A 16,141-nucleotide genomic window follows, 5' to 3' on the forward strand; every position below is an offset into this window, starting at 1 on the left:
CTCTCATTCGAAGAAGGTACTTGCGCGCCAAAAGTTCAGCGGCTGAAACGCTGGCGCAACACGACCTTGCTGATTTTTCCGGTAGGCAGACGCGGGAGTTCGTCGACGAACTCGATCGACTTCGGACATTTGTAGCTTGCGATCAGCTCGCGGCAAAACGCGATCAGTTCGGCCTCCTGCCTCGCTTCGCCCGCGCGCAACACGACAATCGCCTTCACGCATTCGCCCCATTTCTCGTGCGGCACACCGATCGCAGCTGCGTCGATCACCGCGGGATGCTGAAGCAACGCGTCTTCGACTTCGCGGCTGTAAATGTTTTCACCGCCCGAAATGATCATGTCCTTCTTACGGTCGACCAGAAACACGTAGCCACAACTGTCCTGATAGCCCATGTCACCGCTGCGATACCAGCCATCCCGCAGCGCTTCGACCGTTGCAACGCTGTTGTTCCAGTAACCGGTCAACTGCGTGGCCGAGCGCAGCCACACTTCGCCGGTCTGTCCCTGCGGAAGGTCCACCCCGTTATCGTCGACGATGCGCAATTCAATGCCCGGACATGGATGACCCACCGACGCCAAACGCCGAATTTCATCAGACGTGCCATGCGGCCGAACTTCGTGCGCCGGCAGCCAACAGGCATTACTCTCAGTCATGCCGTACTGGACCGCGAACACGGGACCCAGCACTTCGATACCCCGTTGGAGCAGTGGTACAGGAACCGGTGCGGCCGCCGTGGTGATGTTCTCAATACTCGACAGATCGTACGACGCCAGTTCGGGCACATCGAGCAAGGCCTGAAGCATGGCCGAGACGAGAAACGTGAACGTGATGCGCTCTGCCTGAATCGTCTCGAGCATCGCCTTCGGCTCGAAACCGCGGTGCAACACGGTCGTGCCGCCCATCCACGCGACCGCGTTCACATAACCGATACCGCCCACGTGAAATGCCGGCGTGGTCTGCAACACGCGTGAGTGTCCGGAGAATTCCGTCACGAGCGCACAGCTCTCCGCGGTCGCGCACATCGCACGGTGGGTGCGAACCACTCCCTTTGGACGACCCGTCGTGCCGCTGGTGTAGATCAGATAAGCGTAGTCGTCGGGCTGTGACCGGATCGGCGGTCCATCCTGCGAGCCGGCTTCCATGACGGACTCGAAAGATATCGCCCACGACGGTGCGTCGCCGATACAAATATATTGTTCGATGTCCGGCATTTGCGAGCGCAGACCGTCCACCAGCTCCGAATATTGCGCCTCGAAGACAAGGGCTTTCGGCGCCGCATCCGTCAGGATGTGCGAAATTTCCGCTGGCGCAAGCCGGAAGTTGATTGTGGCGAGCAGAAAGCCGGCCCATTCGCATGCCCGGTAAGTCTCATAGTATTCCGCGCAATTCATCGCCAGCACCGCGACCCGGTCCTGACGCCGAAGCCCCCGCTGGTAAAGCGTAGCCGAGAATCGGCGGGCTCGCTCTGCCATCTCGCCATGAGTCACGCGCCGGCTACCGAAAACCAGCGCTTCCCTGTCCGCGTAGAAACGGGCATTGCGCTCGATCATCTCCCCAATCGTTTTCATCTCGATCCTGTCTTCGTATGTTTAACGCTCGAATGTCAGGCCGCAAGCGCGTGCGGATCTGCAAGCATCGCAGCTATGAACGCCGTGAAGCGAGCTGCGTCCGCACCGTTGATCACGCGATGATCGTAGCTCAGCGAAAGCGGCAACATCTTCCGCCAGTCGACACCGCCGTTGTCGGAGGGCTGGGGCGTCAGCCGGGTTTTCGTCACCCCGAGAATGGCAACTTCAGGCGCGTTGATGATCGGCGTGAAGCCGGTGCCGCCAAACCCTCCCAGTGAGCTGATCGAGAAACAGCCGCCCGACATTTCCGCCATCGAAAGGCCTTTCTCACGCGCCTTGAGCGACACCGCCGTTAGCTCAGCCGCCAGTTCCAGAACGCTCTTTTTGTCACAGTCGCGCAAGACCGGCACCAGAAGACCAAAACGCGTGTCCACCGCGACCCCAATGTGAAAATACTTTTTCAGCACAAGGTTTTTGCCGTCACCGTCCAGCGAAGCGTTGAATTGCGGGAACTCCTGCAACGCACGGATCGCTGCCTTGATGAGAAACACCAGCGGTGTCAGCTTTATTGCGGGTCCACCATCGTTATACGCCTTGCGGAAGATCTCAAGCGTCGTAATATCGGCGTCGTCCTGATGTGTGACGTGCGGAATCGTCAGCCAGTTGCGCGACAGGAACGCGCCCGTCAGCTTCTGTATGCGTGAGACTGGCTTGACCTCGACTTCGCCAAACTCGGTGAAGTCGACCTGCGGCCACGGGGGGAGATTCGCGCCGATACCGGTCGGCGCCGAACCATTGACAACTGCGGGCGCAGCCACGGGTGGTGCGGCGGAAACGGATTCGACGCTCATGTCGGATGCCTCGCTAGACTGGTTCAATCAACATAAAAGACAACCGACGAATCAGACGATCTCCGCCAGTACCGTACCTACCGGATACACCTCGCCGATCTGCGCAACGATCCGGAGCGTCCCCGAGGCCGGCGACTCCACTTCTTGCACTGACTTGTCGCTTTCCAGCGCATAGAGCGCCTGCCCCTCAGTGACGCTCGCGCCGTCTTCCAACAGCCATTCAGTCAGCGTGCCTTCGTTCATCGAAAAGCCCAGTTTCGGAAGCAAAACCTGTGTGGACATAAGTGCTCTCTTTAAGATTGGGAAAACCGGGATGGAGACTTCGAACCGGTGTCATCGAGTGTCGCGCGGATTGCAGCTTCGATCTCCGCGGCCCCCGGTACGAAGGCATCTTCCAACGGCCTGGAAAATGGGACCGGGCAAAACTGCGAGCCGACCCGCTGCACAGGCGCCTTCAGTTCACGAAACAGCGATTCATAGATACGCGACGCGATTTCCGCGCCCACTCCAAATGGCTTGACCGCCTCGTGCACAACTACGGCGCGGCCGGTTTTAGCTACCGAGGTCAGGATAGTTTCCGTGTCGAGGGGCGAAATCGTCCGCAAATCGATCACCTCACACGAAATACCTGCTGCACCAAGCTGTTCGGCCACAGCCATCACGTCGTGCACCCTGCGGCTATAGGTGATGACGGTCACATCCGTGCCACTGCGGACCACATTGGCTTTGCCGAGCGGAATTCGCACGCCGCGCTCGGGCGCCTTGCCCGGATTCCAATAGGTCGGCATGTTCTCGATGAAGAGACACGGATCGTCGTCTTCGATGCACGAAAGCATCAGGCCGTAAGCGTCGGCGGGTGTGGACGGCGCCACTACCTTGATGCCCGCAACGTGCGCGAACCACGCTTCCAGATAGTCGGCGTGCTGGCCGCCCGTGCCGAACCCTGCACCCGTCATCGTGCGGATCACGAGCGGCACATGTGTCTGGCCGCCCGACATAAAGCGCAACTTGGCAGCGTGATTGACGATCATGTCCATCGCCACCGTCGTAAAGTTCATCAGCATGATTTCGGCGACCGGACGCATTCCGACGATCGACGCACCAATCGCCGCGCCGATGATGGCCTGCTCCGAAATGGGCGTCGATCGGACGCGCGAAGTGCCGTACTTCGTCGACAGACCTTTGGTCACGCCGACAATACCGCCTTCCTGCCCGTCGGCCACGTCTTCGCCGAGCACGATCACATTGGCGTCGGCGGCCATCGCGTCGTCAAGCGCAAGATTGACGGCCTGGATCGTATTGATGTCGGTCTGCGCCTGGTTCATGCCAGCACCTCGTCTTTAAAGATATCGCGCCGCAGTTCGGCGACGTCCGGATAATCGCTCGACAGCGCGAACTCGACAGCCGCGTCGATTTCCGCGTTGTGGTTCGCTTCCATCTCCGTCAGCTGGGCCTCGGTCGCATGCTTCGCAGCGATCAGCCATGCCCGGAACAGCGGCACCGGATCTTTTGCCACCCACGCCGCCTTTTCGTTCTGGTCCATATAGGCATCCGGGTCGCCAAATACATGGCCGTGAAAGCGGAATGTATTGGCTTCGATCAACGTCGGACCGCCGCCTTCACGGGCTCTGTCGATCGCCTCGCGCGCCACGCGATGCATCGCGATCGGGTCGTTACCGTCGACGGTGATGCCCGGCATCTGATACGCCACGGCGCGCTGCGCGATGTTCGGCACCGAGGTGCCGTACGCGTATTTCGTGTGTTCCGCATAGCCGTTGTTCTGGCACACGAAAACAACTGGCAGCTTCCAGACCGACGCCATATTCAGCGATTCGTGGAAAGCGCCGATGTTGGTGGCGCCGTCGCCAAAATAGGCGACTGCCACGCGTCGTTCGCCGCGAATCTGCGCAGCCAGCGCGAGACCATTCGCAATAGGCATCGAGCTGCCGACAATGCCTGTGGTCACCATCACGCCGGAAGCCGGATGGGTAACGTGCATCGGCCCGCCCTTGCCTTTGCAGGTGCCAGTGACGCGGCCACCCAGTTCCGCCCACAGCTCCTTGAGCGGCACGCCCTTGGCGATCATGTCATGCACGCCGCGATAGATCGTGCAGATGTAGTCCTCGTCGGTGAGACACACCGACACCGCCGATGGAATCGCCTCCTGCCCGCGCGGCGAGTAATACGGCATGACGAGCTTGCCGGATTTGATAACTGCGCGAAACCGCTCGTCGTTCTGTTTGATTAGCGTCATGCGCCGATAGATATCGACCAGTACTTCACTGCTGGGCGGCTGATGGACTTTCATGCGAAGGTCTCCTTCGATCACCAGATCGTTTGTGCGCCGCTGGCGTGCAGCGCGGCGATGTAGCCGAAAACGAACGACGCGCCGATACTGCTGCCCGCGCCAGGATAACAACGGCCAACGACGGACGCAGTGCAGTTGCCCGTCGCATAGAGCCCAGGAATCAGCGAACCGTCTTCCTTGAGCACGCGAGCGTATTCATCGGTGACAAGCCCGCCTGCCGTACCAACATCACCCGGATACATACGCACTGCGTAAAAGGGCGCCTGCTCGATGGGTCCGAGGTTGGGATTCGGCTTGATCGTAGGGTCGCCGTGGCAGCGATCGAAAGCACGTGAACCGCGCCCGTAGTCGCTGTCCACGCCCGATTTGCAAAAGCCGTTGAAGCGCGTCACGGTGTCCTGCAAGCCGGCGGTGTCGATACCACACTTCTGCGCCAGCTCGCTAATCGAGTCAGCCTTGATCATGTAGCCACTGTCCAGCCATTGCTGCGGGATCTGGCCTTGCATTGCCGTGCCCCAGGGGTAGTACTTGCGCTGCCGGCTGTCCATCACCACCCAGCTCGGTACAGCCTTACCGGTCTCCTTCTGACGCTGGTACATGCGTTGCCCGATCTCCATATAGGCACCGGCTTCGTCGCAAAAACGGCGGCCATCCTGGTCGACCATGATGGAGAACGGCAGCGACAGATCGAGGTGGTGCATGAACGGCAGGGGCGAGCCGTCGGGGGCGCGCGCGCCTTCGGGCAGCGTTTCGTTGGGCCCAAGCGATGTCACGACCCACCAGGCCTCTTCCATGCAATCCACCGCACCGCCAATCGCGACAGCGGCTTCGAGAACCTCGCCGGTGTCGCCCGGATTGGCGTTTGTCCACGCGCTCGATGACGGCTGCGGCTGATACTTACGACGCATTTCAGCGTTGTGTGAAAACCCGCCAGTGTTCAACAGCACGCCTTCGCGAGCACGCACACGCATTTCACGTCCGCCGCGCATTGCAATCACACCCGCCACACGCCCATTCTCTACGATGAGATCGCGCACGGGCGTTTCGGTCCAGATAGGAATGTTTTCACGCAGCGCTATTTGCAGCATGCGGCCCTGGATCGCCGCGCCGTTCGAAACCAGCTCTTTGCCCGTCAGCTTCTGATACAGCATGCGGCCCGCGAGCTGCATCGCTTTGCGCTTGCCACCCCATGTGCGCTTGAGCAGGAAAAGCTCTGGAAACTCGTTCGAATTGGCGGGAATCGACACGCCTTTGTACCGTGAAAGCCTCGGCGCCCATTCACCCAGTTCCTTAACGTCGAACAACTTTGCGAGCAGTGAGCGGCCACGAGGCTCGCCACCAGGCAATGTGTCGTAATAGTCGGACCATCCGTCCGCATAGACGAACTGCATGCCTTGCTGTTCGAGGAATTCAGCCATCTTCGGGCCCGTGCGCAAATAGGCTTCCCGACGCGCCGGCGATGTTCCGGGCCCTTGATAGGTGACTGCCGCATCGAAGTATTCCCGCGCGCGCTCGTACGAGTCACGCACGCCGTGGCGTCGCATCACATGATTGTTCGGCAACCACCAGACACCGCCGGAATACCCCGTCGAGCCCCCTACCTTCGACTGCTTTTCAATGATCAGCGCCTCTTTGCCCGCTGTCTTGCACGCGAGGGCGGCGCACATCGAGCCGCCGCCGCTGCCGACAACGACGAAGTCATAGGTTGCATCCCAGTCACTCATGCTCAATTCCCCTGCGCGATGAATTCCCGCAGCGCGCGGTGGAAATTGGACACCGAGGTCTCCTGCAGCGGATTCGTGCGCGATCCTTTGAAGCCACGCGATTTCATCCCTTGCTGCACGTTCGTCATGTTCTGGAAGTCCTGCCATAGGATCAGACCGAAATTCTCCAGCGCGTTCTGCTTCCAGTCGTCAACCCCGTAGTAAAACTCTCGCTTGAGAGGCGGCTCAGCGCCCGGCGCGTATCGAACCAGCGACCAGATGTCGTAAATGCAGGAATCGGGATTGTCGCCGTCGGGACGCGCACGATAGAACAGCGCACCGTCCGGGTAAGGCAGGAAAATAAGATTTGGGAACACGTGCCAGTCGGCGCCCGCTCGCCCCATCTGCTCGAAAGAGATGTCGGGCCAACCCGCACCCTCGGCGACGGCGGCCTCGCGCTGAAATTCCATGGCTTTCGCCAGAACTTCAAACTGGTTGCCGCTGGGCGCCATTTCGGTCAGCAGACGTTTGGACGCTTCGTAGTCACGCGCGGAATTGATGGCCTTCAGAGTGTCTTCCATCACCTTGAAGAAATTGACCAGCCCTTGCCGCACGTCTTCCGGCATCGGTTTGCCGGTACGCGAGGACGGGGCGCCAATGAAGCGCGTCGCTGTCGCATAGCCGAACATGCCGTGGCGCCCATAGGCGAAACTGCGGGTGACATCATCGCCGGCGACGTCGAGCAGTTGCGGGTGCGTTGCCGAGACGTGATAGCCCTCGTTGAACGCCTCTAGCGCGACCTTCCAGTTGCACGGCAACCGGCTCGACTTGTACCAGCGGTAACGCATTTTTTCGAACTCGAAGCAGTTCGTGATTTCCGGAACCGGCTCAAGGAATTTTGCAAGCGGCTCGGCGTTGGTATCCATGTTGATGAACACGAATCCCCCCCATGTATCCACCTGGACTTCCTGCAAGCGCAGATCGTCGTCGGCCATGTCGGGGCAGCCCTCCCAATCGCTGCGATCGAGCACGCGTGCGACGCTTCCGTCAAGGTTCCATTGCCACCCGTGATAGTTGCAATGAAACTTCGCCGCCTTGCCGCAGCCGTTCGTCAGACGCCGGCCGCGATGCTGACAGACGTTGTAATAGGCCTTGATCTGGTCGGCAGCAGTGCGCACCACGATGATCGACTCACCGATTACGTCAAACGTGACGTAATCGCCGACGCCCGGAATCTCTTCAAGCCGACAGGCCACCTGCCACACGCGCGGCCACAAATTTCGCGTCTCCTCGTCGAGGAACTGCTTCGAGAGATAGCTTTCCTTGGGCACAAAATCGAGGCGGACAGCATGCTCAACCGAACTGGTACTCGTGTCACCCATCGATATCTCCTTCATGGTGTCGCCGGCTTGCATGCCGATCCTGGATTCTTCGTTTCTGGCGCACCGGCCGATTGAGGCTTCGGCGCGCAGCGGTGGGTATATATGAACGTCGTTCAAAATACTAGGCTGACGGGAAGAACATTGTCAATCCGGTCCAACGTCAGTCCAGCGCCTCCGTGAGCGCGGGCACGGCATCGAAAAGATCGGCCGCGAGGCCGTAGTCGGCGACCTGGAAAATCGGCGCCTCGTTATCCTTGTTAATTGCAACGATGACCTTTGAATCCTTCATGCCCGCCAGATGCTGGATCGCACCGGAGATGCCCACAGCAATGTAGAGCTGAGGCGCGACGATTTTTCCGGTTTGCCCGACCTGGTAATCGTTCGGCACGAATCCCGCGTCCACAGCGGCGCGCGAAGCGCCGACTGCCGCGCCGAGTTTGTCGGCGAGCGCGTCGAGGAGCTTGAAGTTATCGCCGTTCTGCATGCCGCGCCCGCCGGACACGACGATATTGGCTGCCGCCAGTTCGGGCCTGCTTGATTTAGTCAGTTCCTGGTCGACAAAACGCGCGCGTTCATAGGGCGCTGCCGCCGGCACGGATTCGAGCGGCGCACTGCCCTCCAACGAAGCGGCGTCGAAGGCCGTCGTGCGGACGGTCAACACTTTGACCGGGTCGACAGACCTGACTGTGGCAAGCGCGTTGCCGGCGTAAATTGGACGCACAAATGTATCCGCTGCCTTGATGGCAACGACTTCAGAGATCTGAGCGCAATCAAGCAGCGCGGCGACTCGCGGCATGAAATTCTTGCCGACAGCCGTCGATGCGGCGATCACGTGGCTATACGGCTGCGCGAGCGACACCACCAGCGCCGCAAGGTTTTCCGGCAACGCGTGCGCGTAGGCTTCGGCGTCCACGTACAAAACTTTGGTCACGCCGCCTACTTTCGTAGCATCGGCCGCGGCGCCCGACGCTTCGTGGCCGGCAATCAGCAGATGAACATCGCCGCCGATCTGCGTCGCGGCAGCGACCGCATTGAGCGTCGCGCGGTGCAGCGCCGCGTTGTTGTGTTCTGCAATAACAAGAATGGACATGGTCAAATCACCTTGGCTTCATTGCGAAGTTTTTGGATCAACGTCTCGACGTCGGGCACCATGATTCCGCTCTTGCGCGGCGGCGGTTCAGTCACTTCGAGTACCGTCAGACGCGGCGTCACGTCCACGCCGAGTGCTTCCGGCGTCAGCGTGTCGAGCGGCTTCTTCTTCGCTTTCATGATGTTGGGCAACGTCACATAGCGGGGACTGTTCAGGCGCAAATCCGTGGTGACGACTGCGGGCAGATCGAGAGCGACTCGCTCGAGCCCACCGTCGATTTCGCGTGTCACGGTCAGCACGCCGTCCGCGACTTCCGTTTTAAAGGCGAATGTGGCTTGCGGCCAGCCAAGCAATCCGGCGAGTTTCTGACCGGTTTGGCCGGCGTCGTTGTCGATCGCCTGCTTGCCGAGCAGCACCAGTTGCGGCGCTTCGCGTTCGACGATTCCCGCCATCAGCTTCGCGACGGCGAGCGGCTGCAGATCCGTCGCCGTCTCTACCAGGATTGCCCGATCGGCGCCCATCGCCAGCGCTGTGCGCAAGACGTCTTGCGACTGCGAGGTGCCGGCGGAAATCACCACCACCTCGGTTGCGGCCCCAGTTTCCTTTAGCCGCACAGCCTCTTCCACCGCGATTTCATCGAACGGATTCATGGCCATTTTGACGTTGGCCAGATCCACGCCAGATCCGTCGGTTTTGACACGGGGCTTCACGTTGTAATCGATCACCCGCTTCACCGCGACAAGTATTTTCAATTGACGCTCCAGACGCTTTTATGAACAATGTTCTACATTCTGAACCACATCTTTCGCTACTGTCAACGACAACGAAGGTCCATCGAGGCAATCCCAAGCCGTGATGGACAGCTATGGAGGCAACCATGAAGCTTTATCGCTGCGCTCGGATTGAAGGCATTACGGGGCTGGAATTCTGCGAGGAACCGGACCTGCCGCCACCGGGGCCACATCAGGTGCTGATGAAGGTGAATGCCAGTTCGCTCAATTTTCGCGAACTGCTCTTTATGCGTGGTGCGCTCGGAGACTGGCTGCGGCCGAACTACATTCCCGTCTCTGACGGTGCGGGCACGGTCGTCGCCGTCGGCTCGGGCGTGCGCCGCGTGAAGCCCGGAGATCGGGTTGCGGCGACCTTCTACGAGAATTGGGTTGGCGGTACGCTGCCGCACCATTCGGACACGCTGGGACGCGGCGCAATCGTCGAAGGCATGCTGCGCGACACGGTGCTGCTTGGCGAAGAAGAACTCGTTGCAATACCGAAGCACCTCTCGGACGAAGAAGCGGCAACGCTGCCATGCGCGGCCCTAACTGCCTGGAACGCGCTGTGCGAGCATGGGCCGCTGCTGCCGGGGCAAACCGTGGTCGTCCAGGGAACCGGCGGCGTCTCGCTCTTTGCGCTGCAATTCGCCAAGCTTTTCGGCGCACGAGTCATCGCCACCTCGTCGAGCGACGCGAAGCTCGCACGGCTCGCGGAACTGGGCGCCGATGCGACCATCAATTACCGCAGCACGCCGCGCTGGGCGGATGCCGTGCTGGAACAGACAGACGGCAATGGCGCCGACCTCGTCGTCGAGGTTGGAGGCGCTGCGACCTTCGCCGAATCGGTCGCCGCCGCACGGAAGGGAGGTCGCATCAGTGTGGTGGGAATGCTTACCGGCGCCCCCTCGCCCGGTGACGGTTTCTTCATGCGCGGCCTTGCTATCGCCCCGATTCATGTAGGGTCTCGCCAGGATTTCGAGACCATGAACCGCGCAATCGATTTCCATCGGTTAAAACCCGTGATCGATTCAACGTTTGCCTTTGCCGATGTGCCCGACGCTCTACGTCACCTGGAGAGCCAGCGCCACTTCGGCAAAATCGTGATTCAGCACGCCTAGCGCTTGCCGGTCGGATGCGACCGGATCTCCATGCTTGTCTCGTGCGCGTCCGAGCCGGTTGCCCCCGCGTATACCCCATTTCGTGAACCGCCCCAAGTTGTTCATAATGTAGAACATCGTTCGTATGTTCCAATTTGCCGTTGATCGATGTCTACGCAAATCCAGCCATCGGATCGGCGCTCGTTCCCGGGGAAGACGTGCCAATGAAAATATTCTCTCTCGATGGTCAGGTTGCACTCGTCACCGGCGCGTCGCGTGGTCTGGGATTCGCGATGGCGAGCGCACTCGCGTCCGCGGGCGCGACCGTCGTGCTTGCCGCCCGCTCGCGCGACAGTCTGGAAACTGCCGCCGGGTCCATTCGCGGCACCGCTGGGGTCGGTAGCGAACAAGTCGACCTCGAGCCGTTCGATCTCACCGACCAGGCCGGCATCGCGGCTGCCGTACAGAACGTCCTCGCGCGTCACGGAAGGATAGACATACTGCTGAACAACGCCGGCATCTGCGAGTGGTCCGATTTTCTGCAGTCAACGCCGGCCATGTGGCAGCGCACGATGGACACCAATGTCACGGCGGCCTATCTCCTCGCGCAGCAGGTATCTCCGCCGATGATCGCGTACGGCCACGGGCGCATCATCAATGTCGGTTCGTACGTTTCGGTCCTTGGACGGGAAAAACTGCAGGCCTACGTGGCAAGCAAGCACGCAGTGGCCGGCCTCACCAAGTCGCTCGGCGCCGAACTGGGTCGCCACGGCATTCGCTGCAACGGCATCTGCCCAGGCTACTTCGTGACCGATATGGCCGAGCCCATCACGTCGAATCCTCAAATGAAAGAAATCGTCCGTTCGCACATCTCCGTCGGACGGTGGGGACGCCCAGAAGAACTTGGCGGCGCGGCCGTATTCCTCGCGTCCGAAGCCAGTTCTTATATGAACGGCCAAATGCTAATGGTCGACGGCGGTGTGTCGGAGATCCTCTGCTTCCCGATGTCAGTGGTCTAGCCATTCCTTCGCGCGAAAGCCGCTTGCGAAGCCACGCAGCGGAACGCGCCATCCGCATTTCAGAGAGCGCGTATATGAATACAAAGACGTTGACTTCCCTCCTCAACCTTGAGGGCAAAACCGCCCTCATTACCGGCGCCGCACAGGGCATCGGCGAGGCGGTTGCAAGACGTCTCGCCGAAGCCGGCGCTGCCGTCGTCATCTGCGATATCAACGGCAACCTTGCAGAAAAGACCGCGCAGTCGATCCGAGATACGGGCGCGCGGGCGTTGGCTGTCAAAGCCGACGTCGCCCGCGTTGCAGACACTCAGATGGCGGTCGACATCGCACTAAATCAGTTCGGCACACTCGACATCCTCGTGAACAACGCCGCGCTGGTCGCCCCGCGCCCCGTCATGGAGATCGATGAACAGCTGTGGAATTCCGTGCTCGATATTGACCTCAAGAGCGTGTTCTTTCAGGCGCAAGCAGCGGCTCGCCAGATGATCGCCGCCGGACGTGGCGGCAAGATCATTAATATTTCTTCGGTCGATGCGGTGTTGCCGGTCGGCGGCCTGGTTCCCTACGATTCGGCGAAAGGCGGCGTCGCGATGATGACGAAGTCACTCGCAAAGGAACTCGGCAAATACGGCATAACGGTGAATGCGGTCGCGCCGGGTGGCGTTGCCACTCCGGGCGCAAACGAAGCAGCGCCGGGGATCATGGCCGTGCTGGGCATAGCTCCCGAAGCCATTGCCGACATTCCCGTTCGATCCACCCTTGGCCGTTACGCCGAACCCGACGACATCGCAAAGGTTGTCTACTTCCTTAGCACGGGTCTGGCTGATTACATGACTGGCGCGTTCGTCACCGTGGACGGCGGTCACCTGCTGATCTGATGGCCGGCGTGGCCCGCAGTAGTGAAACTACCGTCATGAACGACGTTGACAACCCAAAAATGCGTGTTTATATTTACGAACAGTATTCACATATTTCGATTCAGGACAGTCGATAGGCATCCGGAAAACAGAGACGGCGCAGTTAGCTAAAGGCAGCGGTCAACGGTGGACCTCACTCCATCGAAAGTTGAAAAAGAGCGGACGAAGTTCCGCAGGCTTAATCGGACATCTGAGTAGTAGGCCGAAAATTCAACGTAGAGGAGACAACATGAAACACTATCGGCCGCGGCCCACGAAAATCAGCGTTGCCGTGTGGACCACCTGCCTGGCGGCTGTGTGCGGGCTATATAGCACAAGCGGATTGGCTTTCGAGATCACTACGCCGAACCCGGACATCGATATGCACTGGGACAACACCGTGCGCGGCGATTACGGCATGCGTCTGCAAGGCCGCGACGGCTTCTACACGAATAGCCCGACCTACGACGAAAGCGACCTCTCGACATCAAAATTCGGCACGATTCAAGCTCGACTGAACCTATACAGCGAGTTCGACTTCAAGTACAAGGACAACTGGGGTTTCCGCGTGAGTGCGGCCGCGTGGTACGACCCAAGCTACAGGAGCCACGTTAATAACAACACGTCCTTGCCTTCGCCTAACAATCTGCCGAACTACCCGGGTAATACCTACTCAAGTTATGTCGAGAAATACTACGGGGGTCCCAGCGGCGAGTTGCGCGACGCATTTGTCTTTGGCTCGTTCAATCTCGGCGACCACCCGGTCGACGTCAAGCTGGGCCGTACCGCCATCACCTGGGGCCAGGCCGCTTTCGCGACGATCGGTGGCACAAACTCAATTGCATTCGCCCAGCAACCAATCGATCTATATAAGGCAACGATCAGCCCGAGCGCGTCGCTGAAAGAGGTGGTTTTGCCAACCACTCAAACGGTCGTGTCGACCAAGCTGACCGACACCATTACCTTGGCGGCTCAGTACACTTTCGAATGGGACTACGACCGCATTCCCGAAGGCGGCACCTATTTCGGTGGCGCGGACGCTATCTTGTACGGACCGCCGGTGGCCGCTTATACAGCGATCCCTGGACTTGGGCCCGTGCCGCTGAACCGGGTTGCCCCGATCAAGGGCCAGCAGGGCGACATAGGCGTAGATGGAAAGTGGCGTATCGATGCGATCGGCAGCACAGCGGAAGTTGCCTTCCGGCATTTCGCCATGAAATTCCCGTGGGCCGCGCTGGTCGCGCCCGGCCGTGGCGTGAACTTAGGTCCGGTCACGCTGCCCGGTATCCAGGCGCAATACGGTAATGATGTCAACCTGGTCGGCGCCGGGATCAACGGTCCTGTTGGCAATGCCGCGTATGCAGCTGAAATTTCCTATCGCTGGAATATGCCGCTGAGCCCCACCAGTACGACAACGATCAACAACGCCCCGACTGGTCGCACGTTGCACGGGCTGTTCAATCTGACGCAATCTGTCGGCAAGACGCCCTTCTGGGACAACATGTTTGTACAGGGTGAGTTCGCGTTCAATCGGTTGATGTCTGTACAGAAGAATCCGGGCAATCTCGCATTGTCTGGCTACGATACGTCAGGACAATGCTCGGGCAGTGGCAACAATCCGTACAACAACTGCGCGTCGCGGTTCTGGATGGGTATGGGTATCGGTGCGAGCCCGCAGTGGTACCAGGTGTTTCCAGGTGTCGACCTCACCATGCCCCTCTTCATCAACTTGAACCTGAAGGGCTACTCACCGGTAATCAACAATGCCGGGGAATCGCAGGGCTTCAATACGTTCCTGATTGGATTGAACTTCAATATCCACAACAAGCATGAGATAGATATCACGTACACGTACTACACGAACAAGAAGGGATTCTCGAGCGGCGGTGCGGCGACGGCCGTCGGCGCACCGTATAGCGATAAATCGTGGCTTGGGATTACCTACCAGACTACGTTCTAAAACAGATGGAGACAGTTGTGAAACGTATATCAACACTCGTCAAGGCGCTCGTGGTCGCCGTACCGCTTTGCGCGGTTCCCTTCGCTGGCGTTACAGCACTCGCGGCAGAATCAGGTACTACGCCATTCGGCGCCGAGATTGCGGGTAACAAGGACGGCACCATCCCCGCCTATACCGGTGGCATCACGACGATGCCGGCGGGCTTCAAGGCGAACAGCGGCAAGTGGGCCGATCCCTACCCCGATGAGAAGCCGGTACTGCAAATCACGGCGCAAAATTATCAGCAGTACGCGGACAAACTGAGCGCTAGCGCGCAGGAGCTTTTCAAACGCTATCCAACCTATCGGATGGACATTTACCCGACGCATCGCAGCGCGTCTTATCCGGACTGGTATCTGGCAAATTCGGAGAAGAACGCGTCGAGCGCGAAGCTGGAGAAAAACGGCCTGTTCCTGACCGGAGCATTCGGCGGCAAACCGTTCCCTGTGCCAAAGACCGGCCAGGAAGCAATCTGGGACTGGGAACTGCGCTATGTAGGCACCTTTCAGAGGAATACGGTTAAGACTTACCTGGTCGATACCGCCGGGAACTCGACGCTTGCGGCTCAATTTAAAAGCTCATTGAGCTACCCTTACTTCGACATCAAGAACGAAGATGATTTTAAGAAGAAAGGCGGCGAAGCAATCTGGTACCAGGTGTTCAACGACTATGCCGCTCCCGCACGACTGATCGGCGAAACGACACTCTTCTGGTACTTCATGGATACCGCGGACCATGACCAGCAGTCGTGGATGTACAGCCCTGGCCAGCGTCGTGTGCGTGTCGCGCCCGATCTCGCCTATGACACGCCGAACCCGGGTTACTCCGGCGCCATCACCATGGATGACATCCAGTTGTTCTACGGCAAGCTGGACCGTTGGAATATGAAGCTTGTTGGCAAGAAGGAGATGTACATTCCGTACAACGACTACAAGCAGCAGTACGAAACACCGGCCAGCAAGATTCTCACGCCAAAGTTCGTCAATCCCGATACGACGCGTTGGGAATTGCACCGGGTATGGGTCGTGGAATTGACGCTAAAGGCCAATGTCCGTCACGTGTACAGCAAGAAGGTTATGTACATGGACGAAGATGGCGGCGGCGGTGCGATGGATGCGTACGACCAATCCGGAAAGCTCTACCGCGGCGGATTCGAAACCACGGTCCCCGCCTACGATTACAAAGTGCCATACTCGCTGGGCAACTGGTTCTATGACTTCGGCAGTGGCATCTATATCTTCGGCAGCCATCCCGCGGAGTCGCCAGGCATCTTCTTCAACGTGAGCTTCCCCAGGGATTTCTTCACGCCGGATCGTATGCAGTCGACTGGTGTCCGTTAAGGCAGCACAATGGACGGCGCGCGACGATTGGCCCGCCATCACCGCGCGCCGCCAGAACAAATGAGATGAGACAGACCGTCGTGGCACCTTGTTTTGCCGTGACGGCGCAAGGAGATTA

Annotated in this window: 14 protein-coding genes; 5 read left to right on the plus strand and 9 right to left on the minus strand. The window is 59.5% G+C overall.

Translation table 11 applies throughout. The features are described from left to right. Nucleotides 1-35 precede the first annotated feature (35 nt). From B0G81_RS36900 to B0G81_RS36940, 9 genes are all read right to left on the minus strand, one after another. The gene (locus B0G81_RS36900) at nucleotides 36-1,568 is read right to left on the minus strand and encodes a long-chain fatty acid--CoA ligase (protein WP_134142631.1); all 1,533 of its coding nucleotides are present in this window, start codon (nucleotides 1,566-1,568) and stop codon (nucleotides 36-38) included. Between the two features lie 35 nt (nucleotides 1,569-1,603). After that, complete coding sequence (locus B0G81_RS36905) at nucleotides 1,604-2,419, minus strand: 2-oxo acid dehydrogenase subunit E2 (protein ID WP_134142635.1); 816 nt, start codon at nucleotides 2,417-2,419, stop codon at nucleotides 1,604-1,606. 51 nt (nucleotides 2,420-2,470) lie between these two features. Next, on the minus strand, nucleotides 2,471-2,701 hold the full coding sequence (locus B0G81_RS36910; protein ID WP_106285290.1) for a lipoyl domain-containing protein: 231 nt from the start codon (nucleotides 2,699-2,701) through the stop codon (nucleotides 2,471-2,473). Nucleotides 2,702-2,712: 11 nt separating this feature from the next. Further along, a complete protein-coding gene (locus B0G81_RS36915) occupies nucleotides 2,713-3,744 on the minus strand; it encodes an alpha-ketoacid dehydrogenase subunit beta (protein WP_134142639.1) in 1,032 nt (343 codons plus the stop codon). Next, nucleotides 3,741-4,727: a thiamine pyrophosphate-dependent dehydrogenase E1 component subunit alpha gene (locus B0G81_RS36920; RefSeq protein ID WP_134142643.1), complete on the minus strand. Its 987-nt coding sequence runs from the start codon at nucleotides 4,725-4,727 to the stop codon at nucleotides 3,741-3,743. The genes B0G81_RS36915 and B0G81_RS36920 overlap by 4 nt, the downstream gene beginning before the upstream one ends. Before the next feature lie 17 nt (nucleotides 4,728-4,744). Beyond that, nucleotides 4,745-6,451, minus strand: coding sequence for an FAD-binding protein (locus B0G81_RS36925; protein WP_134142648.1), 1,707 nt, complete (start codon nucleotides 6,449-6,451; stop codon nucleotides 4,745-4,747). A 2-nt stretch (nucleotides 6,452-6,453) separates the two neighbouring features. Next, nucleotides 6,454-7,812: an aromatic ring-hydroxylating dioxygenase subunit alpha gene (locus B0G81_RS36930; RefSeq protein WP_134142653.1), complete on the minus strand. Its 1,359-nt coding sequence runs from the start codon at nucleotides 7,810-7,812 to the stop codon at nucleotides 6,454-6,456. A 160-nt stretch (nucleotides 7,813-7,972) separates the two neighbouring features. Continuing rightward, a complete protein-coding gene (locus tag B0G81_RS36935) occupies nucleotides 7,973-8,902 on the minus strand; it encodes an FAD-binding protein (protein WP_134142657.1) in 930 nt (309 codons plus the stop codon). Between the two features lie 2 nt (nucleotides 8,903-8,904). Beyond that, the gene (locus tag B0G81_RS36940) at nucleotides 8,905-9,654 is read right to left on the minus strand and encodes an electron transfer flavoprotein subunit beta/FixA family protein (protein WP_134142662.1); all 750 of its coding nucleotides are present in this window, start codon (nucleotides 9,652-9,654) and stop codon (nucleotides 8,905-8,907) included. Between the two features lie 125 nt (nucleotides 9,655-9,779). Between B0G81_RS36940 and B0G81_RS36945 the strand changes: the two genes are divergently transcribed. From B0G81_RS36945 to B0G81_RS36965, 5 genes are all read left to right on the plus strand, one after another. Beyond that, nucleotides 9,780-10,790: an NAD(P)-dependent alcohol dehydrogenase gene (locus B0G81_RS36945; RefSeq protein ID WP_134142667.1), complete on the plus strand. Its 1,011-nt coding sequence runs from the start codon at nucleotides 9,780-9,782 to the stop codon at nucleotides 10,788-10,790. 203 nt (nucleotides 10,791-10,993) lie between these two features. Next, on the plus strand, nucleotides 10,994-11,788 hold the full coding sequence (locus B0G81_RS36950) for a glucose 1-dehydrogenase (protein WP_134142672.1): 795 nt from the start codon (nucleotides 10,994-10,996) through the stop codon (nucleotides 11,786-11,788). Nucleotides 11,789-11,862: 74 nt separating this feature from the next. Then, entirely contained in the window at nucleotides 11,863-12,666 is an 804-nt protein-coding gene (locus B0G81_RS36955; protein ID WP_134142677.1) for an SDR family oxidoreductase, read from the plus strand. 268 nt (nucleotides 12,667-12,934) lie between these two features. Beyond that, complete coding sequence (locus B0G81_RS36960; protein WP_134142681.1) at nucleotides 12,935-14,644, plus strand: DUF1302 family protein; 1,710 nt, start codon at nucleotides 12,935-12,937, stop codon at nucleotides 14,642-14,644. Nucleotides 14,645-14,661: 17 nt separating this feature from the next. Then, nucleotides 14,662-16,023, plus strand: a complete 1,362-nt coding sequence (locus B0G81_RS36965; protein ID WP_116117288.1) for a DUF1329 domain-containing protein — start codon at nucleotides 14,662-14,664, stop codon at nucleotides 16,021-16,023. Nucleotides 16,024-16,141: the final 118 nt, after the last annotated feature.

This window comes from Paraburkholderia sp. BL6665CI2N2, from assembly GCF_004366535.1.
In the GTDB taxonomy this organism is placed as follows: Bacteria; Pseudomonadota; Gammaproteobacteria; order Burkholderiales; family Burkholderiaceae; genus Paraburkholderia.

Coding starts and splice junctions, on each gene's coding strand:
- B0G81_RS36920 (WP_134142643.1), bottom strand. CDS start 4,727: ATGAAAGTCCATCAGCCGCCCAGCAGTGAAGTACTGGTCGATATCTAT.
- B0G81_RS36925 (WP_134142648.1), bottom strand. CDS start 6,451: ATGAGTGACTGGGATGCAACCTATGACTTCGTCGTTGTCGGCAGCGGC.
- B0G81_RS36905 (WP_134142635.1), bottom strand. CDS start 2,419: ATGAGCGTCGAATCCGTTTCCGCCGCACCACCCGTGGCTGCGCCCGCA.
- B0G81_RS36930 (WP_134142653.1), bottom strand. CDS start 7,812: ATGGGTGACACGAGTACCAGTTCGGTTGAGCATGCTGTCCGCCTCGAT.
- B0G81_RS36910 (WP_106285290.1), bottom strand. CDS start 2,701: ATGTCCACACAGGTTTTGCTTCCGAAACTGGGCTTTTCGATGAACGAA.
- B0G81_RS36955 (WP_134142677.1), top strand. CDS start 11,863: ATGAATACAAAGACGTTGACTTCCCTCCTCAACCTTGAGGGCAAAACC.
- B0G81_RS36945 (WP_134142667.1), top strand. CDS start 9,780: ATGAAGCTTTATCGCTGCGCTCGGATTGAAGGCATTACGGGGCTGGAA.
- B0G81_RS36960 (WP_134142681.1), top strand. CDS start 12,935: ATGAAACACTATCGGCCGCGGCCCACGAAAATCAGCGTTGCCGTGTGG.
- B0G81_RS36935 (WP_134142657.1), bottom strand. CDS start 8,902: ATGTCCATTCTTGTTATTGCAGAACACAACAACGCGGCGCTGCACCGC.
- B0G81_RS36915 (WP_134142639.1), bottom strand. CDS start 3,744: ATGAACCAGGCGCAGACCGACATCAATACGATCCAGGCCGTCAATCTT.
- B0G81_RS36950 (WP_134142672.1), top strand. CDS start 10,994: ATGAAAATATTCTCTCTCGATGGTCAGGTTGCACTCGTCACCGGCGCG.
- B0G81_RS36900 (WP_134142631.1), bottom strand. CDS start 1,568: ATGAAAACGATTGGGGAGATGATCGAGCGCAATGCCCGTTTCTACGCG.